Annotated in this window: 13 protein-coding genes and 6 pseudogenes; all 19 read right to left on the bottom strand. The window is 53.4% G+C overall.

The genetic code is table 11. The features are described 5' to 3' along the window. Positions 1-57 precede the first annotated feature (57 nt). The 19 genes and pseudogenes from A0V43_RS03695 to pgsA all read right to left on the bottom strand — a co-directional run bounded on the left by A0V43_RS03695 (position 58) and on the right by pgsA (position 25,439). Positions 58-1,755: a methyl-accepting chemotaxis protein gene (locus A0V43_RS03695; RefSeq protein ID WP_063192401.1), complete on the bottom strand. Its 1,698-nt coding sequence runs from the start codon at positions 1,753-1,755 to the stop codon at positions 58-60. 212 nt (positions 1,756-1,967) lie between these two features. Continuing rightward, a pseudogene (locus A0V43_RS03690) lies at positions 1,968-3,315 on the bottom strand (MDR family MFS transporter). Positions 3,316-3,590: 275 nt separating this feature from the next. Next, positions 3,591-4,615 (bottom strand): annotated as a pseudogene (locus A0V43_RS20860) (LysM peptidoglycan-binding domain-containing protein). A 209-nt stretch (positions 4,616-4,824) separates the two neighbouring features. Then, positions 4,825-6,717: a DNA mismatch repair endonuclease MutL gene (gene mutL, locus A0V43_RS03680; protein ID WP_063192400.1), complete on the bottom strand. Its 1,893-nt coding sequence runs from the start codon at positions 6,715-6,717 to the stop codon at positions 4,825-4,827. A gap of 14 nt (positions 6,718-6,731) precedes the next feature. After that, positions 6,732-9,443 (bottom strand): DNA mismatch repair protein MutS, encoded by a 2,712-nt coding sequence (gene mutS / locus A0V43_RS03675; protein ID WP_063192399.1) that lies wholly within the window; start codon positions 9,441-9,443, stop codon positions 6,732-6,734. A gap of 96 nt (positions 9,444-9,539) precedes the next feature. Continuing rightward, positions 9,540-10,088, bottom strand: a complete 549-nt coding sequence (locus A0V43_RS03670) for an outer spore coat protein CotE (RefSeq protein ID WP_015374452.1) — start codon at positions 10,086-10,088, stop codon at positions 9,540-9,542. A 223-nt stretch (positions 10,089-10,311) separates the two neighbouring features. Then, positions 10,312-10,743: a YlbF/YmcA family competence regulator gene (locus tag A0V43_RS03665; RefSeq protein ID WP_011230803.1), complete on the bottom strand. Its 432-nt coding sequence runs from the start codon at positions 10,741-10,743 to the stop codon at positions 10,312-10,314. Continuing rightward, positions 10,721-12,316 carry a tRNA (N6-isopentenyl adenosine(37)-C2)-methylthiotransferase MiaB gene (gene miaB / locus A0V43_RS03660; protein WP_013145701.1) on the bottom strand — a complete coding sequence of 532 codons (1,596 nt, stop codon included), beginning with the start codon at positions 12,314-12,316 and terminating at the stop codon, positions 10,721-10,723. Before miaB ends, A0V43_RS03665 begins: the two co-directional genes overlap by 23 nt. 228 nt (positions 12,317-12,544) lie before the next feature. Next, positions 12,545-13,411 carry a 2-oxoacid:ferredoxin oxidoreductase subunit beta gene (locus A0V43_RS03655; protein ID WP_011230801.1) on the bottom strand — a complete coding sequence of 289 codons (867 nt, stop codon included), beginning with the start codon at positions 13,409-13,411 and terminating at the stop codon, positions 12,545-12,547. Then, positions 13,378-15,178, bottom strand: a pseudogene (locus A0V43_RS03650) (2-oxoacid:acceptor oxidoreductase subunit alpha). The gene A0V43_RS03655 and the pseudogene A0V43_RS03650 overlap by 34 nt, the downstream one beginning before the upstream one ends. Positions 15,179-15,333: 155 nt before the next feature. Further along, a pseudogene (locus A0V43_RS03645) lies at positions 15,334-16,256 on the bottom strand (dipeptidase). A 92-nt stretch (positions 16,257-16,348) separates the two neighbouring features. Then, positions 16,349-16,609 (bottom strand): stage V sporulation protein SpoVS, encoded by a 261-nt coding sequence (spoVS, locus tag A0V43_RS03640; protein WP_003251598.1) that lies wholly within the window; start codon positions 16,607-16,609, stop codon positions 16,349-16,351. Positions 16,610-16,737: 128 nt separating this feature from the next. After that, a pseudogene (locus A0V43_RS03635) lies at positions 16,738-17,531 on the bottom strand (TIGR00282 family metallophosphoesterase). 101 nt (positions 17,532-17,632) lie between these two features. Then, entirely contained in the window at positions 17,633-19,189 is a 1,557-nt protein-coding gene (rny, locus tag A0V43_RS03630) for a ribonuclease Y (protein ID WP_011230797.1), read from the bottom strand. 397 nt (positions 19,190-19,586) lie between these two features. After that, complete coding sequence (recA, locus tag A0V43_RS03625) at positions 19,587-20,402, bottom strand: recombinase RecA (protein ID WP_021322290.1); 816 nt, start codon at positions 20,400-20,402, stop codon at positions 19,587-19,589. 72 nt (positions 20,403-20,474) lie between these two features. Beyond that, entirely contained in the window at positions 20,475-22,289 is a 1,815-nt protein-coding gene (gene ltrA / locus A0V43_RS03620) for a group II intron reverse transcriptase/maturase (protein WP_020278219.1), read from the bottom strand. A gap of 836 nt (positions 22,290-23,125) precedes the next feature. Beyond that, a pseudogene (locus tag A0V43_RS03615) lies at positions 23,126-23,412 on the bottom strand (recombinase RecA); the annotation flags it as partial. Between the two features lie 177 nt (positions 23,413-23,589). Next, a complete protein-coding gene (locus tag A0V43_RS03610; protein ID WP_063192397.1) occupies positions 23,590-24,834 on the bottom strand; it encodes a competence/damage-inducible protein A in 1,245 nt (414 codons plus the stop codon). Between the two features lie 26 nt (positions 24,835-24,860). Continuing rightward, positions 24,861-25,439 carry a CDP-diacylglycerol--glycerol-3-phosphate 3-phosphatidyltransferase gene (gene pgsA / locus A0V43_RS03605; RefSeq protein WP_025951137.1) on the bottom strand — a complete coding sequence of 193 codons (579 nt, stop codon included), beginning with the start codon at positions 25,437-25,439 and terminating at the stop codon, positions 24,861-24,863. Positions 25,440-25,457: the final 18 nt, after the last annotated feature.

Here is a 25,457-nt window from a genome sequence, read left to right as displayed (position 1 = left end):
TTTCTTCCCTTTCGCCATAACCATATGGAAAAAAATGAACGCCATAAAAGGCGCTCATCATAATGAAAACTTGTTGACAATCGCCTGCAAATCGTCTGCCATTTTCGAGAGCGACGCGGCTGAAGCTGAAATTTCCTCCATCGAGGCCAGCTGTTCCTCGGTCGCCGCCGACACCTCCTGCGCACCAGCTGATGTCGACTCAGCCACATCGGCGACAAGCCGGACAGTGCGCACAATTTGTTCCGAAGAAGAGGCCATCTCGCTAACAGCAGCCGACACGTCGCGGATTTGCGCCGCCACTTCGTCCACAGCGGCGCGAATGCGGGCGAACGTTTCTCCCGAGGCGCGAATGACGTTCGTTCCGGCCATCACTTCGTTGACAACCGATTCCATCGATTGGACAGCATGAACCGTTTCTTCTTGAATGGCGGCGATCAATTCCGCGATTTGCTGGGCCGATTGCGCCGATTGCTCAGCGAGCTTCCGCACCTCATCGGCGACGACGGCAAAGCCGCGTCCATGCTCGCCAGCGCGCGCCGCCTCAATGGCGGCGTTTAGGGCGAGCAAGTTCGTCTGCGCCGCGATGCTGCGGATCGCTTCGATGATCGAACCGATTTGCTCGGAACGGTGGCCAAGCCCTTTGATGAGGTCAGCCAGCCTCTCGACCGTATCGTTCACTTTGTTCATTTGCGCGACGCCCGCCTCGATCGTTTGCCCGCCCTCAGCCGCTTGTCTTGACGCCTCACTAGCGATGGCGGACACGCTTTGCGCCCGTCCGGAAATTTGCTCGATCTGTTCAGACGCCGCATTGACGGCGGCAGACGCTTCTTCCACGCTTTGCATTTGCTTGTCCATGCTGGAAGCAACGCTCTGAATCGTCATGGCGATTTGCTCGGTCGCCTTGCTCGTCTGCTCAGCGCTCGCGGCCAGCTCCTCTGACGAAGCGGCGACTTGCTCGGCGCTTTGCGCCACTTCCTGAAGCACTTCGCGCAAGTTTTGCGCCATTTGTTCAAACGAAGCAGCCAGCTCGCCGATTTCGTCGCGGTTGCGGACGCCAGTTTTCGTCTTGGTCAAATCGCCGGCGGCGATCCGACCAGCCGCTTCCGACAGCGCAAGCAACGGGCGGGAAAGCGAGCGGCTGATCCAATAGTTGGCCATCGCGCCGACCACCACGGTCAATATGCCCACAACGATAATGAACTTCTGCACATCCGAAGCTTCATCGTCCGCTTTTTTGCTTGCTTTGTTCATCTCCGACTGCTGGCTGGAAATGAGCCGGGAAACGACGTCATCGAACTGATTTGTAATGTCTCGACCCGTCGTCACAATGAGTGCATTGTATTCCGCCGTTTTGTTTTGATCCTTTAAATCAAACGTTTTTTGCCCCAGTTCGTAAAACTGCTGCTCCAATAAATCAAGCTGAGCCAGCCATTGTTTTGTTTGGGCTTGCGTCAACTCCGCCGCAAGTTTTTCGCTTATTTTCTTGTACTCCTCATGCGCTTTTTCAAAGTTTTTCCTTGACGTCTCATCGCCAGTCAACAAATAGCCGCGCATGCTGCCGACTTGGCGGCGGATGAGCACCTCCAGCTCCTTGACGTTGACGAGCTTCGGCACCCGTTTGTCAATGACATCGGTGTATGTACCGTTCAGTTTGGAAATTTCGTAATAAGAAAAGCCGACTAGCCATACAATCAATACGTAGACAAGGCCAAACCCAGCCAGCAGTTTTTTGCGCACGGTCATTTTCATGTTCATTGGCAAATCCTCCGTCTGTGACTCAGTATGTTGTTCCATCTACATTATCGGATGACCACAGACAATGTTTAGTATTTTTTTTTTCTCTTTCGCCATCTTGATGAAAAGGTCTGCTTCATTGAAAAAATCAATTGGATTTTTCTCAATGTGCCTCCTCTTTCACCGTAAACTCGCAAAGAGCAAACAGGCCGCACCCATACCGCTTTCCAGCCTTACGCCGTTCCTTCCGGCTGCCACGTGTTTCGGCCGGCTTCGGCTTCATCATGAATGAAAAGCGAGGTGACAAGCGCCGCAATACTGCCAATGAGGCCGAATAAAAACAAATGATGGATGCCGGTCATAAACGTCGGCGCCTTCGTCAAAAACGCTCCCATGACGGTCACGCCGATCGCCGTGCCGATATTGCGGCAAAACATAAAAAAGGACGTCGCGATTCCTTTTTCATGAGCGTCGGCAAGCTGCTGCGAGCCAATGACCCCAACGGTCGACGTCAACCCGAATGACAGCCCTTGGACAAACATGACGAAAAACACATACCAAAATCCGTGACTTTCGTTCAGCAGCGCCAGAAGCAAGCCGGACGCAACGAGCAGCACGTTGCCGATGATAAGAAGCGGTCGGTAGCCATAACGCAAAATCCATTTCCCGGCCGGCACGGCGGCGATCATCCAGCCAATGGACGAGCCAAGCAAGGCAACGCCGCTTATAAATACGGACAAATGGGCGACGTTTTGCAAAAAGAGCGGGATGTAGCTTGACGTTCCAAACAACGCAACGCAACTGACAAAGCCGTTAATGTTCATCCATTTGAGCGTCTGGTGCTGGACAAGCGACAACGGCACGAGCGGAGACAGCTGCCGTTTTTCGAAAAAGTAAAACGCAACAAGTAAGACCGCGCCGGCCGCCCCGTACCACCATTGCCCTTGTTCAACGACCGTGACGAGCAAAAGCAAACTGACCGCCGCCGCAAACAACAAAGCCCCATATAATCAACCGCCGCCCGCTTCGGTTCATATACCTCTTTATATGGAAGCAGCGTCACAAGCGAGAGCAAGCAGATGGGAATGTTGACATAAAAAATCCAGCGCCATGTCGCATATTCGACAAACAGCGAGCCTAAAAGCGGCGCCAACACGGCGGAAATGCCCCACATGGCGGTAAAAAACGCCTGGATCTTTCCGCGCTTTTCCACCGGAAACAAATCACCGGCGATAATGGCCGGAAACGGCATCATAAATCCGGCGCCGACCCTTGTACGGCGCGGAACAGGACGAGTTGCACCATATTTTGCGACAAACCGCAAAGAAGCGAGCCAACCAAAAATAAAATGATGCCAAAGCTGAATACGTTTTTGCGGCCAAACAGGTCGGACAGACGGCCGGCAATCGGCGACAGGACGGTCGTTGTAATCATGTATGACGCAAACGCCCAGGCGTACAAAGAAAACCCTCCAAGTTCTTTGGCGATGATCGGCATCGTCGTGTTCATGATCGTCGTATCCATCGAGGCGACGAGCATCGCCAGCACAATGCTCACCATCACGGACAGACGGCTGTCCATACCAATGCCCTCCTTTTTAATCACCTATGAATATCTTATTTTACATGATGAATCATCATGGCACCAAATGATACGCGCCAGAAAGCCGGACTATTTGTACTTGTTGCTGTTTTTTGTTGCCTTAAAAGCAGAAAGCCTCAAAACCGCTAACCCGTTTTCCGCGGCATCATCCTGCATCTTTTTTGGATTCGGCTTTCACTCGCACGAGCAACAAAAAAGCTGTTCACCGAAGCGCCTAAGGCTTCGCACGAACAGCTGCGTTAATCGTCTTTCATTTAGTTGATGACCCGAACCGCTTTTACATACCGCGTTTTCCAATAGGATGACGTCAGCGACGAATACGCAACACCCAACGAAACGGTCGCGTTGATCATTTGCCCGTTGCCAGCGTAAATGCCGACATGGTTGATCGAGCCGTTTGAATCGGTGTCAAAAAAGACGAGATCGCCTTTTTGCAACTGGCCAAACGACACCGTTCTTCCCGCTTGCGCCTGAGCGGTGGATGTGCGCGGCAACGAAATGCCGGCTTCGCCAAAGACGCGCATCGTAAACGATGAGCAGTCAAACACATCGGTGCGCGACGGGCTTGCTCCGTACAAATAACGCGCCCCTAAATATTTTTCCGCTATATCGATGATTCGGTCGGCAAGCGATGCGGACGACTCAGCAACAGCCGAGTTGGCGGCCGATACTTGCTGCTTGGCCTCCCGGACATCAGCCGTTCCGCCCGCCACTTTAATGGCTTGGCCAATGCGGATGGTGTTCGGGTTTGTAATTTGCGGATTCAGTGCCAATAGACGGTCGACCGTCGTTTGAAACTTGTTCGCAATCTCAAGCAGCGTATCCCCCGCCTGCACGATATACCGGCCGCTTGTCGGCACGGCTGCCGGCTGCACATTGTATGTATTGGAACGTTCCTGTCCCCTGCTACTTGCAACTTCTGCCCGGCGCGAATGAAGTCTGGGTTCGCAATGCTTGGATTGAGCTTGAGCAGCGCATCCACAGTCGTGCCAAACTTGCGGGCGATTCCGCTTAACGTATCACCAGGCTCGACCGTATATGTATTCGAAGAAGATTCGTTCGATTCATTTGGCTCATTGACGCGCAATACTTGTCCGGGAAAAATCAAATCCGAAGACAAATCGTTTTCTTGCTTTAACGCTGCGACCGTCGTGCCGGATTGCCGGGCAATCTTCCAAAGCGTATCGCCTTTTTGCACCGTATAGCTCGCCGCCGATGCCGCGTGGCCGGCCAACAACGAGCCGATCAACGTGCTTGTCAATACAACCGTTTTTTTCATGCTGCATCCCCCTATGACGTCGATGTATCCATCTTTATGTATCCATGTTTATACAAAATTCGCTATCACTCTACAAAATTCACCACAGTATTCCTGCACATGTGCCATTATAGTAAAATCAAAGCAATCCGTCTGTAACAGAAAGAATAAAAGTAGATTACAAAACGATTACAAAAAGCGCCCCCTTTGTCGCGCAAAGGGGGCGCAGGCTACATCACCCGTTTAAATAGTTTTTCAATTTCATATGTCGAAAAATGAACGATGATCGGCCGGCCGTGCGGACAAGTAAATGGGTCCGTCGTCTGCCGCAGCGCCTCAAGCAAAGCGAACAGTTCATCCTGGCGCAAATGTTGGTTTGCTTTAATGGCGCGCTTGCAGCTCATTAAGATCGCCGCTTGTTCGCGCAATTGCTTGATGTCGACCGTTTTGGCCGCCAACACTTGTTCGATTATTTCCTCGATGATTTCCTTTTCTCTCCCTTTCGGAAACCACGTCGGATGGGAGCGAACGAGAAACGCCCGCGGCCCAAACGGCTCAAGAAACACGCCGCAGCGCGCCAACTCATTGCGGCAGGCGGCGATCCGCTCGTACTCGTCGGCTGGATATTCAAACATCAACGGAACGAGCAGCTCCTGCACTTCCTTCGTGGCTTCGCCAAGTTTTTCCCGGAAATATTCATAGTTGATCCGCTCTTGCGCCGCATGCTGATCGATCATATACAGCCCATGTTCGTTCTCCGCCAAAATGTACGTCCCATGCAATTGTCCGATCGGATAAAGCGGCGGCAGGCGATCGGCCGCCGCTTTATCCTCCGCTTGCCCATCTGTCGGCAAGCGGAGGGCGCGCCGCTCTTCTCCCACCTCTTCCTCCTGCTTTCGCTCGAAAGCGGGCCCATGTTCGTCCGGTATTCCCCATTCATCCGTCTGCACAGCCGCGGATGGCCGCTCAGCCGGTGCGTCACCGGTTAGCGGCGCAAAAGGGGCGGTCGCATCTTCCCCGCCGCCGATGTCGCTCGATAAGACAGACGGCTCGCGGACGCGATGAGTGAACGTCCAAGCCGCCTGCTCCGCCTTTGGTTTTGCCATCTTGCTGTCGGCAGATACGGACGGAATGAGCGTCCGCTCGCGAAATGCCTGGCGGATGGCGTCTGTGACGAGCTCATTCAGCTCTGCTTCCTTGCTAAAGCGGACTTCGAGCTTTGCCGGATGGACGTTGACGTCGACAAGCACCGGATCCATTTCAATGGATAAAAACACAATCGGATAGCGGCCAATCGGCAAGAGCGTATGGTAGCCGGCTTCAATCGCTTTCATGAGCGGCACGCTGCGCACATAGCGGCCATTGACAACAAGCGAGATGTAGTTGCGCGAGGCGCGCGTCACGTCCGGCGGCGAAATGTAGCCGCGAACGGTAAAATCGAGCGATTCCGCTTCGATGGGGATCATTTGTCTCGCCGTCTCGGCGCCGTAAATAGCGGCGAGCACGTGCCGGACATCGCCGCTGCCATTGGTGGCAAGCAATGTTTTGCCCTGGTGGCGGAGGCGAAATGATACGTCCGGATGGGCGAGCGCTAGCCGGTTGACGACGTCGGCCGCATGGCCGAGCTCGGTGTGGATCGTTTTCATATATTTCAAGCGCGCTGGGGTGTTGAAAAACAAGTTCGATACGGTAATATCCGTTCCTTTGCGCCCCGCCGCCCGCTCGCGGGAGACGAGTGCGCCGCCTTGAAGCACAAGCTTCGTTCCCGGTCCGCTGCCCGTGCCGGTCGTCAGCTCCACTTCGGATACAGAAGCGATGCTCGGCAGCGCCTCACCGCGGAACCCGAGCGTGCGGATGCGGAACAAATCGTGCTCGTTGTGAATTTTGCTTGTCGCATGGCGTTCAAAAGCGAGCAAGCAGTCGTCTTCCTCCATGCCGTCGCCGTTGTCAATGACGCGGATTTTCGCCATTCCCGCCTCTTCAAGCTCGATGTTGATGACCGTACTATGGGCATCAATGGCGTTTTCCACCAACTCCTTGACGACCGAAGCCGGCCGCTCGACGACCTCGCCGGCGGCGATTTTGTTTGCCAGCAGGTCATCGAGCTTGCGGATGCGTCCCATCGGGCCTCCCTCCTTTACTTGAGGAGCTTTTGCAGCTCGTACAGTTTGTTTAACGCCTCAAGCGGCGTCATCTCGAGCAAATTGATCTCTTTCAGCGCCGCGAGCGCCTTTTTCTCTTTGCTTGAAAGAGGCGGCTCCACAGGCGCCGGAGCAAGGTCAGGAAACATGCTCAGCTGCTCAAACGCCGCTTCCGTCAAAACACCCTCCCGCGCCGCGCCGGCTGACGGACGGGAGGCCTTCTCGCGCTCAACCTTGCTGCCGACGTCTAACGCTTCGTTCCCCTGAACAGCCAAACCCGCTTCCGCCAAAGCGCCATCGTCCATCCTGCCTGCGGCGGCTTCCTGTTTTCCCGCCGCTTTCTCCAGTTCCGCTAAAATGGCCCGCGCGCGTTCAATGAGCGAAGCCGGCAGCCCGGCCAGCTCGGCGACGTGAATGCCGTAGCTCTTATCGGCCGGCCCGTCGGCGATTTGATGCAAAAAGACGACTTTGCCGTTTTCCTCGATGGCGCGGGCATGGACGTTCGAAAGCCGCGGGAGCGAACGCTCCAAGGCGGTGAGTTCATGGTAGTGGGTGCTAAATAGTGTTTTCGCGCCGATATGGTCGTGAATGTACTCAATGATCGCCTGGGCGAGCGCCATGCCGTCGTACGTCGATGTGCCGCGCCCGATTTCATCAAACAAAATGAGGCTGTTTTGCGTCGCATGAGCGATGGCGTGGCGCGCCTCCAACATTTCGACCATAAACGTGCTTTGTCCTGCCGACAGGTCGTCAGCAGCGCCGATGCGGGTGAACACTTGGTCAAAAATGGGCAGCACCGCCCGCTCGGCGGGAACGAAACAGCCGATTTGCGCCATGACGGCGGTGAGCGCCACTTGCCGCATGTACGTGCTTTTTCCAGCCATGTTCGGTCCAGTGATGAGCAGCATTTCCCGCTCGCGGTTCATGTAGCAGTCATTCGGCACGTACATTTGCGCGCCGAGCACTTTTTCGACAACCGGGTGGCGGCCGCCTTGAATCACCAAGACGCGCTCCGTGGAAAACTGCGGACGCACGTAGCGATACTCGTCGCTGATCGTTGCGAATGATTGAAGCACATCAAGCTCGGCAATGGCTTTCGCCAACGTCTGCAGGCGCGGGATGTATTGCTTCACCTGCTCGCGAATGGCGACAAACAGTTCATATTCGAGTTCGATGCTTTTTTCTTCCGCCTCCAAAATGAGCGCCTCTTTTTCCTTCAACTCCGGGGTGATAAAGCGCTCGGCGTTGGCGAGCGTCTGCTTCCGTTCGTAACGTCCTTCCGGAACAAGGGGGAGATTGGGCTTTGTCACTTCAATATAGTAGCCAAACACTCGGTTGTAGCCGACTTTGAGCGATTTGATGCCGGTCGCTTCCCGCTCCTTCGCCTCAAGTTCAGCGATCCACGCTTTGCCGTTGCGGCTCGCATCGCGGTAGCGGTCGAGCTGCTTGTCATACCCGTCTTTGATGAGGTTCCCTTCTTTGACGGAAAGCGGCGGCTGTTCTTGAATCGAGCGCTCGAGCAAATCGACGAGCTCTTCGCACGGGTCAAGGCGCTCGCACAGCTTGTCCGCTTCAGCGAGCGGCAGCGCGCCGACCGTCTGGCGGAGCGCCGGCACTTGAAGAAGCGACTTTTTCAGCTGCACGAGATCGCGGGCATTGGCGTTGCCGTAGGAGACACGGCCGACAAGGCGCTCAATGTCGTAAACGCCGCGCAGCCTGTCGCGCAGCTCCTGCCGTTCAAAATAGCTCGTTTTCAACGTTTCCACAAAATCGAGGCGCCGTTCGATTTCGCGCCGATCAATGAGCGGCCGGTCCAGCCATTGTTTTAAGAGCCGCCCGCCCATCGCGGTCACCGTTTCATCCAAAAGCCATAACAACGAGCCTTTCCTTCCTTTTGACCGCACCGTTTCGACCAATTCCAAATGCAGCTTGGAATGTCGGTCCATTTTCATATAGTGGTCAACTTGATACAACTCAGCCGGCTGCAAATGATCGAGCCGCCGCTTTTGCGTGCGGACGAGGTAATGAAGCAAGCGGGCTGCGGCCTGCCGCAGCTTTTCTTGCGCCACATGGCCGATGACGCCGTTCCATTCGTCGCATAGAGATGTGTCGTCCTCATAAGAGACCGCCGCCCCGTACCGCTCTTTCAGCTCGCGCACCCACTCTTCGCCGCTGTCTGTGGCAACGATGATCTCCCGCGCTCCAACGGCGTGCAATTCGTTTGCTGCTTCCTCCCACGAAGAAAGAAGCGTCAATCGGACCTCGCCGGTCGACAAATCGGCGTAAGCCAATCCGTATGTACCATCAGCAAACGGCGTGAGCGCCGCCAAGTAGTGGTTTTCCTTCTCGGTGAGCCCTTTGCCTTCCATGAGCGTCCCTGGGGTGATGAGCTGCACCACTTCGCGGCGAACGACGCCTTTGGCCGTTTTCGGGTCTTCGACTTGTTCGCAAATGGCGACTTTATATCCCTTTTCGATTAACTGTTCAATATATCCTTGCGCCGAATGGTACGGCACCCCGCACATCGGCACCCGTTCATCGCCGCCGCCATCGCGGCTTGTGAGCGTAATTTCCAGCTCTTGCGCCGCCTTGATGGCGTCGTCAAAAAACAGTTCGTAAAAATCGCCAAGCCGGAAAAATAAAAACGCATCTGGGTATTGCGCTTTAATGTGCAAATATTGCTGAATCATCGGTGTGTACGATGGCATCGCTTCTCCCCAACCTTTTCGGCCCGAAGGCTCGTTGATTGCGCTACTATTATAACAAGCGGCAAAAGAAAAAACTAGGAAAGAAATTTCCTAGTTTTATTCTTCTTCGCCAAGCAGCAAATCTGGGCTTAAATCTTCTAATTCTTCATCAAGGTCATCCTCGTCGCAAAAATCGTCGTCCTTGCCGCAGCCTTCCGGATTGATGGCAACGCACACCTTCGTTTCGCCGATCACTTCGGCGACAAACTCCCGCTCAACATCGACGACGATTTTATTGCCGTTTGGCGAAATCGTGCACTCGAGGCAGTTCGGCTGCTGGATGACGCGGACGATGACATCGGTGTCATCGCTGATTAAATGATCTTTGTCGCGATATTTTAATTTGACGACGTCCGTATACGACACCGTTTCGGTGACGACTTCGGTTTTTGTATTGTGGTTGTACGAATACCAGACGTTGATGTCATAATGGCCGTGAATTTCGACCGTTTTATCGCATTTTTTCGCTTCATAACGGTGGTTGATGATCCAGCAGCCGAGAATGCTTGACGGGCGGTTCGGCGCCGTCACCGTATGGGTCGATTGGGTAAACTTGCGGCCTTTGCCGACAACGGCTTTCGTAATAATTTCTCTGTATTCAGACATCGAACGGAACCCTCCTCAAATGAATCTTCATTTCATCCTATGCGCCATCTCCGCTAATGTGCACAGCAAATGAATCATTATTCCGTATAGTTCATTGTATGCGCCTGCTCCGTTCGATGTGCCTTCTTTTTTGCCGCCAGATAGCCGCCCGCGGTTCGGGGAAAGGGAGAGCGCGCCCATAAGAAAAAAAGCGCCCCAAAGGACGCTTTTGAGCCGCATGCCATTAATGGCAGCCGCCGTGTTTGTTGTAGCGAAGCGCGGCGCCGGTTTCGCCGCGCAGCACGTCGCCGCCCGTCGAAGCGAGAATTTCATCGGTCACCGTATTCGAAATCGTCGAGGCGACGAGCTGAAGCAGGTCGTTCACATCGGATTGGGACTGCTGGAATTCGCTGACGATCGGGATTTGCGACAACTCTTCGTAAATGGCGTCAATTTTGGCCTCAACCTGTTTCAGCGCTTCATGTTTTCCGTAATGCTGAAGGTTGACCGCTTGCTTTTGCAGCGATTTCAGCTCGTTGATCAACGTGCGCACTTTTTCGTTTTGGTGGATTTTTTCTTCCGCTCGTTTGAAAAAGTCGACTTCTTCCGTTTCAGCGATCATTTTCGCCAGCTGCTTCGCCTGGGCCAAGATATCATCCCGCGTATATTTTGCCATGTTCGTTCACCTCGATCGCTTCATTGACTAGCTCGCCCGTCAGCGTCCACGTCTTTGCCTGCGTAATGCGCACGTTGACCAATTGGCCAATGAGCGATTTGGGGCCGACGAAGTGGACGAGCTTGTTTTTGCGCGTATAACCCGCCAATACATCCGGATTCGTTTTGCTTTCACCTTCCACAAGCACTTCGACGACTTGCCCTTCGTATTGCTTCATTTTCTTGGCCGCGATTTCTTGAACAAGGTCGTTGAGACGCTTGAGCCGCTCTTTTTTCACTTCCATCGGCACGTTGTCCTTCATGTTCGCCGCCGGCGTGCCTTCGCGCGGTGAATAGATGAACGTGTAGGCCGAGTCAAATTCGACTTCACGGTAAAGCGACAGCGTTTCTTCAAACTGCTCGTCCGTCTCGTTCGGGAAGCCGACGATAATATCCGTCGTCAACGCGACATCCGGAATGGCGGCTTTGATTTTGCGAACGAGCTCCAAGTACTCCTCGCGCGTATATTTGCGGCCCATCATTTTTAAAATTTCCGTGCTGCCCGATTGCACCGGCAAATGGATATGCTCAACCAAGTTGCCGCGTTTGGCGAGCACTTCGATGAGCCGGTCGTCAAAGTCGCGCGGATGGCTCGTTGTGAAGCGGATGCGCGCAATGTCAATTTTGCGCAGCTCATCCATTAAATCGCCAAGGCCGTACTGGATGTCGGTGAAATCTTTTCCGTAAGCGTTGACGTTTTGCCCAAGGAGCGTAATTTCTTTATAGCCTTGGGCGGCGAGCTGGCGCACTTCTTGGATGATGTCTTCCGGACGGCGGCTTCGCTCTTTGCCGCGCGTGTACGGGACGATGCAGTACGTGCAAAACTTGTCACAGCCGTACATAATGTTGACCCATGCTTTAATCTTCCCTTTGCGCACTTTCGGCAAGTTTTCAACAACGTCGCCCTCTTTCGACCATACTTCGACGACCATTTCTTTCGACATGTACGCCTCATGCAAAATGTACGGCAGGCGATGGATGTTGTGCGTGCCGAAAATGAGGTCGACGTATTGGTATTGTTTTAAAATTTTCTTGACAACCGATTCTTCTTGCGACATACAGCCACACACGCCGAGCAATAAGTCCGGGTTCGTCGTTTTGAGCGGCTTTAAGTAGCCGAGCTCGCCAAACACTTTGTTTTCCGCGTTTTCACGGATCGCGCACGTGTTGAGCAAAATGACGTTTGCCTCTTCCGGACGGTCGGTCGGCTCATAGCCGAGCGCCATGAAAATGCCGGCCATCACTTCCGTATCGTGCTCGTTCATTTGACAGCCATACGTGCGGATGTAAAACTTCCGTCCGCGCCCCATGCCGCGAAACTCTTCAGGAATCGCAAAGTCTTTGACGTACTTGACTTCCTCTTTGCCGCGTTTCTTCGCCTCTTTTAAATTCGGCGGGAGAAACACGCTCGTGAAATATTTCTCATAGTCTTTCGTCGTTTTTTCTTTCAGCCGGTCCAAGGCGGATTTTCTGTCCGCTGGATGGCTTTCGGTTTTGATTTGTCCCGTTTGCTCCAAACGTTGTTTTTCGTTCATAGCAATCTCCTTTCTTCACAAAATCATTCGATCATCCGGGACGAGCGGCCGCCTTTTCCTATGCAGCCAGCCTCGCCTCGGCAAATTTCTTCCAACCACACACTACCATAGTATATCGCGAGCGGCAAGGAAACACAATGGGGTTTGTTCCGGAGGATCGGAACATGTCATGATAACAAAAAACACCCAATGAGGCAAGCCTCCATCGGGTGCAAATGGTTTCCATTTTTACATAAACTCTGCTACGAGTTCGGCGAACTTTTCTTTGCTCATTTTCAGCTCCGCCTCGGCAAGCGGCGCCTCGCTGTAGCCTGGCACAAGCTCTTGGTACGACTTTTGTTCTTTGTTTTGATAAATGATCCCGGTGACGAGACCATCGTATTTCATGACCGTCTGCATCGCCATCTCCCGGTCGGACGGGTCGTATCCTTCGATGTCGCTCACCTTGATGAGCCGCTCTTTGAACCACTCGTACGTATTCACTTTGTTGTACGTCACGCACGGGCTGAAGACGTTGATGAGCGCAAAGCCTTTATGCTTGACGCCTTCCTCAATCAAGCTCGTCAATTCTTTTAAATCGCTTGAGAAACCTTGCGCGACAAACGTCGCTCCGGCGCTTAACGCGATCTCGAGCGGCGACAAAGCCGGCTCGATCGACCCGTGCGGCGTGCTTTTTGTTTGGAAGCCGGCAGCGCTGCGCGGCGATGTTTGTCCTTTCGTCAACCCGTAAATTTGGTTGTCCATGACGATGTATGTGATGTCGATGTTGCGGCGAATGGCATGAACCGTGTGCCCCATGCCGATCGCGAATCCGTCGCCATCCCCGCCGGCGGCGATGACCGTCAAATCGCGGTTCGCCATTTTCACTCCTTGCGCCAGCGGCAAAACGCGGCCGTGCGTGCCGTGAAAGCCGTAAGAGTGAATGTAGCCGGAAATGCGGCCCGAGCAGCCGATCCCGGAAATGACCGCGAGTTCGTGCGGCTCCAACCCGAGATTGGCGGCCGCGCGCTGGATGGCGGCCTGCACGGAAAAGTCGCCGCACCCCGGACACCAGTTCGGTTTCACATCATTGCGGAAATCTTTAAAGGTGGCCATTGCGCTAACAACTCCTTGCATTTAGTATAGACGTCGCCCGGCAAGAACGGATTGCCGTCGAATTTTAAGACGCTGGCGATTTTATCAGCGTGCCCGACGTTCATTTTCAACAAATTCGCCAGCTGCCCGGTGGCGTTTTGCTCGACGACGACGACTCGTTTCGCTTTCTCGACAAGCGGCCGCACGTCGTCAACCGGGAACGGATGAAGCAGACGGATGTGCGCATGGTTGACTTTGACGCCATCTTGCTCGAGCCGCTCCATCGCTTCTTCAATGGCTCCGCGCGTCGATAAAAAGCCAACAAGGAGCAAATCCGGTTCTTCGTGGCGGAGTTGTTTGTGCACCGGCGTCGGGAAGTGGATGTGCTCAAGTTTGCGCATCCGTTTTTCCATTTGCGCCCGGCGGTTTGCCGCCGTCTCTGACGGGCGGCCTGTTTCGGCGTGTTCGACCCCGGTGACATGGTGGATGCCGTATTTTGTTCCCGGCAGCACCCGCGGCGAAACACCGTCCGGCGTGATTTCATACCGTTTGAAGTTGTCTTTGTCCGGAAGCGGCGGCAGTTCACCATTCATCAGCTTGCCGCGGCGGATCTCGATCCGATCGTAATCAAGCGGCTCAACCGTCTGCTTGCCGAGCGACAGCTGCAAATCCGACAGGAAAATGACCGGGCATTGGTATTCCTCGGCTAAGTTGAACGCTTCCGCCATATCGTAAAACGCTTCTTCGACCGTGCTTGGCGCCATGACAATTTTGGGAATTTCCCCGTGCGTGCCATAGATCATCGCGAGCAAATCCGACTGCTCTTGCTTTGTCGGCAAGCCGGTGCTTGGACCGCCCCGCTGCGTATCGACGACAACAAGCGGTGTTTCCGTCATCCCGGCCAGCCCAATCGCTTCGGCCATAAGCGACAACCCGGGTCCGGCCGAAGCGGTGAACGCCCGCACGCCCGCATAGTTGGCGCCGATCGCCATCGTACAGGCGGCGATTTCATCTTCTGTCTGGATGACCGCGCCCCAAAATCCGGCAGCTTTTTAATCAAATACTCCATAATCTCCGAAGCTGGGGTGATCGGATAGGCGGCCATAAAGCGCGCCCCGCCGGCAATGGCGCCCAAGGCGATGGCATCGTTGCCAATCATGAACATTCGCCGTTTGCCGTCGGCTTTGGCTAGTTTCATCGTTTTCGTCGAACCATCGAGCTGCTCTTTCATATATTGCGCTCCAGCGCGAATCGCTTCCATGTTTTTCTCAACGACTTGCGCCCCTTTGCGCCCAAATGTATCAACGACAACACTTTCGAACACGGCGGCGTCCAAATCGAGCACCGCACTTGTCGCGCCGATGGCAACCATGTTTTTCATCAGCGGATTGCCAAGCTGTGTGGCGATATCGGTGAACGGAACGGCGTAAAGCGCCACTCCTTTTCCTTCCGGAATCACCGGATTGAATTTGGCGTCCGCCATGACGATGCCGCCGTCACGCAGCTCGTGGAAGTTGAAGTCGATCGTCTCTTGGTCGAACGCCACCAAGATGTCCAAATCATCAGCGACCGCCCGCACCGGTTTTGTGCTGACGCGAAGCGACCGTACCGGTTTTGTGCTGACGCGAATTTTGTTGTTCGTATGACCCCTTTGATGCGTGAAGAAAAATGGCGGTATCCATATAAGTAATATCCGAGGCGGTTCAGCGCTGTGGAGAAAATTTCCCCTGTACTTTCAATTCCTTCCCCTTGCTGGCCGCCCACCTTCCATGACAGCTGTTCGATCATGCATTACACCCCTTTATATTCACTCCAGCCTTTCGCTACTATTGTACCACTTTTCTGACAAGGAAACTACCATTTTGGACGCCTTTTTCAGCCGGCGCCGCCGATGCCCTGTCTTCTATTCTAGGATACGCAGAGCCGATACTCAGTGATATTCGTCACTCCGGCAAATGGGCGTAGAAGTTGCCGAATAAAAAGCGGGATACTTGCTCGGTGGAGTAATGCTTGTACAACTCGTTGACAAGCCGCGCATATTCCCTTACCGTTCCAAGGCCGGCGACCGTCTCCGTGATGCCATCGAAGTCGGAACCAAACCCGACGTTGTTTTCCCCCCGAGCGCGCATATATGGTCGAGATGGCGAAGCACATCAGCGATCATCGCCTCGTTTTTCTTCGCCGTCAAAAAATACGGAACGAAATTAATGCCGATCATGCCGTCTTTTTCGATCAACGCTTTAATCTGCTCGTCGGTTAAGTTGCGTGGATGCGGGCATAGACGATGCACGTTGGAATGGGAAGCGATGGGGAACCGAGCCATCTCGATGACATCCCAAAACGCTTTCTCCGATAAGTGGGACACATCGACCCATCGTTTTGCTTCATTAAGAAGTGCAACGACTTGCCGGCCAAACGCCGTCAGCCCGGCGCCGCGCTTCTCCCACGCTCCGTCAGCGACAGCGTTCGGGAAGTTCCATGTCAACCCTACGGAAGCGACGCCGAGGCGGAGGAGCGTCTTTAGCTTGACAAGGTTGGCGCCGATGGCGTCGCACCCTTCCAGCGTCAACATGGCGCCGACTTCCTCTTTTTTAAGGGCGGCGATATCCCGTCTCGTCCGCACGAACTTCACAGACGGAAACGCATCGATAATACGGGCAAAGAAGATGTCCACCATCTCCAGCGCCACCGTGAACCGGGATTCCTCCGGCACCGTTTCCGGTATGTAGATGGCAAAGCATTGCACTTTCACCCCTGCTTCCGCCATCCCGGAAAGAGTGACGTGAAGCGAAGCTCCGTCGTAAAACGACAGAGACCGATCTTGCCATAACTTCATCAACACGTCGCAATGGGCATCGAAGATCACTCCGTTCCCCCTTGAAAAAAGCAAAAATAACCTGCCTGCCTTCGCAGCCGAAGGCGCCAACAGGTTATAGCCGCCATTGTCGGATCATCCAGTTAACGAGGTTCGACAATCAATTTGATCGCTGTCCGCTCTTCTCCGTCGATGATAATATCCGTAAACGCCGGAATGCAAATCAAGTCCATGCCGCTCGGTGCCACGAACCCTCGTGCGATCGCTACTGCTTTAACGGCTTGGTTCAATGCACCTGCGCCGATCGCTTGAATTTCCGCTGCGCCGCGCTCGCGCAGCACCCCGGCAAGTGCACCAGCTACAGAGTTCGGATTCGATTTTGCTGAAACTTTTAATATTTCCATTCCTAGCTCCTCCCTCGTTTCCTTGGAAAATGATTTCGGTAAAAGGTCTTCATTGTAACTATATTCACTGTTTCGACAACTATTCCTGCATGGGAGGAGGACATTTTAAAAAATTTTTAAAAGATGGACTATTCAAAATAAGGGTGGTCATCGTTAATGATCAACCGTTCAATGCGAAACGCCCGTCCGCTTTTTTCGTCGACATCAACAAAGACGGCATTCAATTGGCTTCGTCCTTCCTTGACGTCGAAACGAACTGGCAGCCCGGTTAAAAATTTGCGCAGCACCGCCTCTCGATCGACGCCTAAAATGCCGTCGTATGGACCGGTCATGCCAACGTCGGTAATGTACGCCGTCCCTCTTGGCAAAATGCGGTTATCGGCCGTCTGGACGTGTGTATGCGTGCCGATGACCGCGGATACGCGGCCGTCTAAGTACCAGCCCATCGCCTGTTTTTCACTCGTCGCCTCGGCATGGAAATCGACGATGATGACCGGCGTGCGCGCGGAGGCGGCGGCGATCAGCTCGTCCGCCTTTTGAAATGGGCAGTCAATCGCCGGCAAAAACGCCCGCCCTTGCAAATTGATGACCGCCGCTTCGCCATGCTCGGTCGGCACAAAGACGATGCCTTTTCCCGGCGTGCCGGGCGGGTAATTCGCCGGGCGGATCAGCGCCTTCGCCTGATCGATAAACTCAAAAATATCGCGTTTGTCCCATGCGTGATTGCCCAACGTGATCACATGAGCCCCCAAGCGAGAAGCGCCCGGTAAATCGGTTCGGTGATTCCTTTCCCGCCGGCGGCGTTTTCGCCGTTGATCACAACAACGTCCGGCCGATGTTTTTCCTTCAGCCTTGGCAAATAGTGCTCCACCATTTTTTGCCCCGGCAAACCGACGACGTCGCCGATAAATAAAATTCTCATCCTTGATCCCTTTCTAAACGAAACATATCGCCTTGCATCTATCTCCGCATCGCTATACCCTCCTATTTTACGCACAAAAAAAGAAAGTGGCAATAGCCACTTTATTTCGCGTATTCGACCGCCCGCGTTTCGCGGATGACCGTCACTTTAATATGGCCCGGGTAATCGAGCTCTTCTTCGATTCGTTTGCGGATGTCACGCGCCAGCCGGTGCGCTTCCAAATCGTCGATCATATCTGGTTTGACCATAATGCGCACTTCACGTCCAGCTTGAATGGCGTACGATTTTTCCACGCCTTCGTACGATTCGGCGATTTCTTCAAGCTTCTCTAGACGACGGATATAGTTTTCCAGCGTTTCGCTGCGCGCTCCCGGCCGCGCCGCCGACAGCGCATCGGCCGCCGCGACGAGCACAGCGATGACCGACGTCGGTTCCGTATCGCCATGGTGGGAAGCGATGCTGTTGATGACGACCGGATGTTCTTTATACTTCGTCGCCAGCTCAACGCCGATTTCCACATGGCTTCCTTCCACTTCGTGGTCGATCGCTTTGCCAATGTCATGAAGCAAGCCGGCCCGGCGCGCCAGCATTTCGTCCTCCCCAAGCTCGGCCGCCATCAGTCCGGCTAAAAACGCCACTTCCACCGAATGTTTCAGCACGTTTTGTCCGTAGCTCGTTCGGAACTTGAGCCGCCCTAAAATTTTGATCAAATCCGGATGCAAGCCGTGAACACCGACTTCAAACGTCGTCTGTTCGCCGACTTCGCGGATATGCTCATCCACTTCGCGGCGCGCCTTTTCGACCATTTCCTCAATGCGCGCTGGATGGATGCGGCCATCTTGCACAAGCTTATCGAGCGCGATGCGCGCCGTCTCGCGGCGAATCGGGTCAAATCCGGACAAAATGACCGCTTCCGGCGTATCGTCGATGATCAAATCGATGCCGGTCAACGTCTCGAGCGTGCGGATGTTCCGCCCTTCGCGCCCGATGATCCGCCCTTTCATTTCGTCGTTTGGCAAATTGACGACGGAAACCGTCGTTTCGGCGACATGGTCGGCGGCGCAACGTTGGATGGCAAGCGACAAAATCGCCTTTGCCCGTTTGTCTGCCTCCTCTTTCGCCCGCGTTTCCGCCTCTTTGATCATCATCGCAATCTCATGCGACAGCTCTTTCTCAACGCGCTCTAAAATGAGCTGGCGGGCATCGTCGCGCGTCAGGCCGGAAATGCGTTCAAGTTCGGCTTGTTGTTGTTTGACGAGCGCTTCCACTTTGCTTTCCATTTGTTCAATATGCTGTTGTCTTTCGTTCAACGCTTCTTCCTTTGCCTCAAGCAACGCCTCACGTTTGTTGAGCGCTTCATCTTTGCGGTCGAGATTTTCCTCCTTTTGCATCAGGCGGTTTTCTTGTTTTTGGAGTTCGCTTCTCCGGTCGCGGATATCACGCTCCGCCTCCGTACGCAGTTTATGAATCTCGTCTTTCGCTTCGAGAAGCGCCTCTTTTTTCAAGGCGTCCGCCTCGCGTTTCGCCTCCTCAATCAGCTGTTCGGCAGCGGCTTTCGCCCCGCCGATTTTCGCTTCGGCAATCGATTTGCGAACAAAAAAGCCAACAACGGCACCAATGACTAAGGCAAGCAAAGCGGAGATGATGATCGAACCCATCGTTTCACCTCCTCTTGCTGTTCGGTTTCCTTTCGTTCTCTCTTCTCGCCGCCATGACCGGCGCAGATGGACATTATTCCCGTTTCCAATCCATTAGCTCAATCGCTTGGCATCACAATCGACCCGCGCAGCCCTCCGCACGAAGGCGGTCCACCGCAACGGGCGGGCGTATGGACAAATATACATGTTCATTGTAAAGGCGGCAATAGGAATTGTCAAGATATTACACCGACGCGCTCCAGCCCTCGGCTTTGACGGCGGGCGGGCGGACGCGTCTAGAGGATGACAACGGAACAAGACCGTTCCGCACGCCGTCCTTTTTAGGCTTACCGCTCTCCTTGCAGGCCGAACGGATGGAAAAAGGCGCCCCAGCCGCTTGCCAGGACGCCTTATGCCGTTATTCTTCAAGCAATCCGAACCCGTCTTGCTGCGGTTCGCTCGTTCCCTCTTCAACGTCGATGCCGTAATGCTGGCGGATGGCGCGGGCGATCTCATCGGCGATGTGCGGGTTTTCCTTCAAAAATTGCTTCGCGTTTTCCCGCCCTTGGCCAAGCCGTTCGTCTTTGTACGAATACCACGAACCGCTTTTTTGCACGATGTCCAATTCGGACGCCATGTCGAGAATTTCCCCTTCGCGGGAAATGCCTTCGCCGTACATAATGTCGACGTCAGCCGTTTTAAATGGCGGCGCCACTTTGTTTTTGACGACTTTGATTTTCGTCTTGTTGCCGACCATATCATTGCCTTGCTTAATTTGCTCGGCGCGGCGCACCTCTAGGCGGACAGAAGCGTAAAACTTGAGCGCCCGCCCGCCCGGCGTTGTCTCGGGATTGCCGAACATGACGCCGACTTTTTCGCGAATTTGGTTGATGAAGATGGCGATCGTTTTCGATTTGTTAATGGCGCCAGACAGCTTGCGAAGCGCCTGGGACATAAGCCGCGCTTGCAAGCCGACATGGGCGTCGCCCATCTCCCCTTCAATTTCCGCTTTCGGCACAAGCGCCGCCACCGAGTCGATGACGATAATATCGACCGCGCCGCTTCGCACGAGCGCTTCCGCGATTTCGAGCGCCTGCTCGCCCGTGTCAGGCTGGGAAAGCAGCAATTCATCGATATTGACCCCTAATTTTTGTGCATAGATGGGGTCGAGCGATAGCGATAGGTAATAGTCACCCTCGGCATTACCCGGAGGGGCTATTTTCCCCCGCTTCACACCGTGCGTGCGAGTTTCCCCGCACACGGCGTTCCATCGAGTACCCCGGTTACTAATCCGCTCTAGACTTTACTAGTGTACGCACTTTCTGTATTCCTCGAGTTTCCTTATTGCGTTTGTTTTTAAGCGACTGAGGTTGACATCACTTAGATCCTTTAAATGGATCAATGTATGACATTTGTCGCAGACCGTTACGAGATTGCTTACCTTATTAATTTCGTTCAGCGGAAGTTTCGTATTGATATGGTGGGTTCTAGTGTTAAATGGCTGCAGAATGTCACCACATATTTTACATTTTCCTTTATCTCTGTTAAACGCATAACACCGATTCATGAAGAATTCGAAGTTGTAAATTTTACTAGACTTAACTCCTTGAATTAGGTTTAGGTAACCACTGTCTAATAACCATTGTGCTCTTACGGTCAGCGGCTTCTTACCCGTGTTTTGAAGCCTAATTCTTCTTCCTTCCGCTGTGTATGGTGTTTCCTTCTGATTTTTCTGGTTTGTTTTAATCCAAGTTGCGAACCCAATACTCATTATACCAAGCCATCTTCCATTTATTTTGATTGCAGGCACTTGTTCTGTTCTATCTGGGTACAGGGGTGCTAAGTTGTAGCATTGATTAGCAGGTATCCATTTCGCTCCATATCTCTTTAGTGCTTTGTAGGACGCATATTTAAGTTTTTCCTTAAATGGCCTTACATCTCTGTTGACGCTAGGAGCACTTGAGTAATAATTAATGATACCTCTAATTTTACTGTTAATTCGGTTGATGTCCGTTATAAGCCATTCTTGATTCGTGGCGAATTTTAGTTTACGCAGATCTTTCCTGATCTGTTCAACTTTCCCTTTAATTTTTTCCGTGTCTGCACTCGCGTATCCGATGTATTTTCCACCTTTACCGTGTGGTATCATTTTAATTTTGAAACCTAGGAATTTCATTGGTTTCTTCTTAATGTTGGTTATGAGTGTTTTGTCATCGGATAGTTCAAGTTTAAGGTTTTCTTTTAGATATTTCTTGATTCGATATTTCCATTTTTCGGCATTCCCCCTGCTATTGGTGAACAGTACCCAGTCGTCTGCGTATCTTACGTAGAACTCTGGTTTGGTTATTGTTGAGTGATCTCGGAGGGACTTGTATTTTGCCGTGCGAATGGTTGTACCATTTCGCATTTTCTTCTCTTCCCATTCTCTTGTTATCCATTGGTCGAGTTTATGAAGATACACATTGGCTAATAGTGGGGAGATAATTCCACCTTGTGGCGTGCCCATTTCATTTATCTTGGTTTCTTTTATAACTCCTGCTTTCAGCATGGCTTTGATAATCATGAGCATTCGTCTATCACGTATACCCATGTGCCAAAGCTGCTTGATCAGGATAGTGTGGTTCACGTTATCGAAGAAACCTTTTATATCTCCCTCTATCACCCAATTGTACCCTATTCGGTTACATATAAATACACATCTTTCGATGGCTTGTTTTGCGTCTCGGTAGGGTCTGAACCCATATGAGTGTTGAAAAAATTGTGCTTCAAGAATTGGTTCAATGACCATCCTCACACATTCTTGGATTATTCGGTCTGCGATCGTCAGAATGCCTAAAGGTCTCTTTTCCTTTTTCCCGGGTTTTGGGATATGGACCCTTCTGATCGGGTTAGGTGTATATTTCTTAAAGCATCTTTTAACGAAGTTTATCGCTTCGTCATAGTTCAGCGTTAGTATGTCGCTGATGGTTTTCCCATCTGTACCCGCTGTACTATTTCCTTGGTTTGATTTGATTTTGTGAATGGCGGATACGATCACGACATCGCTGCTTGCTATTTCGACCAATCCCTTAAATCTTGGAACATCACCTTTTTCCAGACATTCCTTTGTAATGGCGTACATCTTGTCTTGTAGGTCGCGGAATTCCTGCTCCGACCTAGGAATGATTAGTTCTTGAAACGTTTGGTTGATAGTATCAAATCCTTTCTAGCGGATTTGTACCATACACGTTTTTAGTCAGTTTTGCTCACCGAAACCCTTACGGATTTCCTCACGGCTTCCTAATCATTGTCTGGGTTAGTAACCTAGGGTACTCGACTATGCCCCTTCGCTCCGCAGGAGTTACCCTGCTTCATCACTACTACGGGCTGCTGCCCCACCCCTTCAGCAGTCATTTCCTCCTGCTTAGCGGCATCGGGATGCGCATCCCTTGGCATCCGCTGGGGTGGTTCACCTGTACCGCATCACCTATCCTTGCATGCTCCCTTAGGCTCCACCTCTGACCCGTCAGCCGCCTTTCTGCCCATGGTTGGAGGGCTCAAGGCAAAGATCCTCTACGGGATCAATCCAGACTCGGCAAACACGAATACCTCATCCAGGGCTGAACCTCACTTAGGAGGTGAGCGCCTTCTTTTTTCGGCGCCCCACGCCTTACGAGCCGTACTTCCGGTGGTTCGTTCCAACGCTATGCGTTCTCTAGCCATAGGAGCTTTATGGACCCCCGGCTACTTCGCTAACCGCTTCTCAGGTCTGCTTTTCGCCGTCCTCTCCGAGCTTCGTACAGCCATGTTGCGCACCATGACCGCACGTCGGGGTATTAGGGCGGGAATGCCAACCTTCATTCCCGTCTCGGATTTTCACCGAGCTCTCGGTGATGCAGTTAGGACCTACTCATGCTCAGTCCCGCTGACTTTTCGCACGGCGTTTCCGCCATACTTCAGTCAGCAACAGGTCGCACCATGCTCTGCGTCGATGAAAGCTGCTTGCCCGCCCCGCTTTTGCACTTCCGCGATCGCGTGAAGGGCAACGGTCGTTTTCCCGGACGATTCCGGGCCGTAAATTTCCACAATCCGCCCGCGCGGATAGCCGCCGACGCCTAACGCGATGTCGAGCGCCAGCGAACCGCTCGGCACGACCGACACTTTGCGGTCGACTTGCTCGCCGAGCTTCATGATGGCCCCTTGCCAAACTGTCGTTCAATTTGTTTTAATGCCTGCTCCAATGCAGCTTGACGATCTTGGTTCACTAACCTACTCCTCCTTATTCTAGGACTACTTATACTATACCGCGTTTTGCGGCCATTGCCAAGCAAAAAACGAACGTCCATTCGTTTTTTCAGTGGAGAAACTAGCAACAATCGCCATACTCATGCGGTGGAAAAAACGATGTGCGGTGGAGAATGGAGAAGGAAGGGGGCGGCCGATCAGCAGTCGGCCGCGAGCATCTCAAGCAGAAAAAAACAGCCGTATTTGGCGGTGCGGATGCGAATGGCATCACGCGTGCCGGACAGCGTCAGACGGTGGACAGTCGCATCGCGCCCGCGGACGGCGATGCCGATATACACGGTGCCGGGCGGGTGGCCCTCAAGCGGATCGGGTCCGGCGACGCCGGTGAAGCTGATGCCGATATCCGCATCGCACATCGCGCGGACGTTTTCAGCAAGCAAACGGGCGCACGGCTCGCTCACCGCCCCTTCTGCCTCAAGCAGCGGGCGCGGTATGCCAAGCACCTGTTCTTTGACGCCGTTTGTGTAGCAGACGACACCGCCCTGCACGACTTGAGACGCGCCGGGGACGGCGGTGAGCTGTTCGAGGAAAAGGCCGCCGGTCAAACTTTCGGCCGACGCGATCGTCCATCCTCTTTCTTTTAACCGCTCGAGCGTCTTTGTAAACAACGTTTCATCGTTATATCCGTAGCAGTGGCGGCCGACGCGCGCCAAAATGGCCGCTTCCACTTCGTCAAGAAGCCGCTTCGCCTCCGCCTCATCCTGATGCTTCGCTGTCAGACGAAGCGTCACTTCACCGTCGCCGGCCAGCGGCGCGATCGTCGGATTCGACTGGGCGTCGATCAAATCCGCAATCGCCGTCTCGAGCGCTGATTCACCGATGCCAAAAAAGCGGAGCACGCGCGACTCGATGCGCTCGGAAAGCGAAAACGTACGGCGCAAAAAGGCGTTTCCGTATTTTTTGAACATCGGCCGCATTTCTTTCGGCGGCCCGGGCAGCAACATGTACGTAATGCCGTCTGCCACAAGCGCCATCCCTGGCGCCATGCCGTGCTCGTTTTTCAGCACCGTCGATCCTTCCAAGACGAGCGCCTGCTTTTTATTGTTTTCTGTCATCGGCCGGTTTGTGCGGGCAAAATACGCCTCAATCGCTCGGAGCGCTTCCTCGTCGATCACGAGTCGGCGGCCAAGCAAACGGGCGATCGTCTCCTTCGTTAAATCGTCTTTCGTCGGGCCGAGGCCGCCGGTGAAAATGATGAGGTTCGCTCTCGTTTGCGCGGTTTTCACCGCCTGTTCGAGGCGGCCGGCGTTGTCGCCGACGACGGTATGGAAATAGACGTTAATGCCAAGCATCGCCAGCTGCTGCGACAAAAACTGGGCGTTCGTATTGGCGATTTGCCCAAGCAACAGCTCGGAGCCAACGGCAATGATCTCCGCGTTCAACAGACTTTCTCCCCCTTTGCGGCCGGCTATTTCGAATGGGAAAACGCATGTCTGTTTTTCGCAAAATAATCCCAGCCAGACCAAATCGTGAAAATGACCGCCACCCACAGCGCCAATTCAGCGAACGGAAACGAAATGAGCGAGAAAGGGAAGTTATGTAACAATAAAGCGGAAATGGCGACAATTTGCGTCCATGTCTTGATTTTGCCAAGCATGTTGGCAGCGACGACTTCCCCCTCGCCGGCAAGCACGAGCCGCAAGCCGGTGACGGCAAACTCGCGGCTGATGATGACAATCACCATCCACGCCGGAACGGCCCCGAGCTCGACAAGCACGATCAGCGCCGCCGACACAAGCAATTTATCGGCAAGCGGATCTAAAAATTTTCCTAAATTCGTCACCAACCCGTATTTGCGGGCATAGTAGCCATCGATCCAGTCCGTCGCTGAGGCGATGATGAAAATGAGCGCGCCGGCAAGATGGGCCACCGGAAGCTCGGCCCCGCCGATTTGGATGCTTCCCCACCCGAACGGGACGAGCATCACAATCAAGAAAAACGGGATGAGCATTATGCGCGCTACCGTAATTTTATTCGGCAAGTTCACCACAAATACCTCCGCTCA

Source organism: Geobacillus sp. JS12, assembly GCF_001592395.1.
GTDB classification, from domain to species: domain Bacteria; phylum Bacillota; class Bacilli; order Bacillales; family Anoxybacillaceae; genus Geobacillus; species Geobacillus zalihae.
The sequence above is the reverse complement of the archived record's forward strand: the minus strand, read 5'-3'. Positions and strand labels throughout refer to the sequence as shown.

Coding starts and splice junctions, on each gene's coding strand:
- A0V43_RS03695 (WP_063192401.1), bottom strand. CDS start 1,755: ATGAACATGAAAATGACCGTGCGCAAAAAACTGCTGGCTGGGTTTGGC.
- mutL (WP_063192400.1), bottom strand. CDS start 6,717: ATGGGACGCATCCGCAAGCTCGATGACCTGCTGGCAAACAAAATCGCC.
- mutS (WP_063192399.1), bottom strand. CDS start 9,443: ATGCCATCGTACACACCGATGATTCAGCAATATTTGCACATTAAAGCG.
- A0V43_RS03670 (WP_015374452.1), bottom strand. CDS start 10,088: ATGTCTGAATACAGAGAAATTATTACGAAAGCCGTTGTCGGCAAAGGC.
- A0V43_RS03665 (WP_011230803.1), bottom strand. CDS start 10,743: ATGGCAAAATATACGCGGGATGATATCTTGGCCCAGGCGAAGCAGCTG.
- miaB (WP_013145701.1), bottom strand. CDS start 12,316: ATGAACGAAAAACAACGTTTGGAGCAAACGGGACAAATCAAAACCGAA.
- A0V43_RS03655 (WP_011230801.1), bottom strand. CDS start 13,411: ATGGCCACCTTTAAAGATTTCCGCAATGATGTGAAACCGAACTGGTGT.
- spoVS (WP_003251598.1), bottom strand. CDS start 16,609: ATGGAAATATTAAAAGTTTCAGCAAAATCGAATCCGAACTCTGTAGCT.
- rny (WP_011230797.1), bottom strand. CDS start 19,189: ATGGGTTCGATCATCATCTCCGCTTTGCTTGCCTTAGTCATTGGTGCC.
- ltrA (WP_020278219.1), bottom strand. CDS start 22,289: ATGTACGCCATTACAAAGGAATGTCTGGAAAAAGGTGATGTTCCAAGA.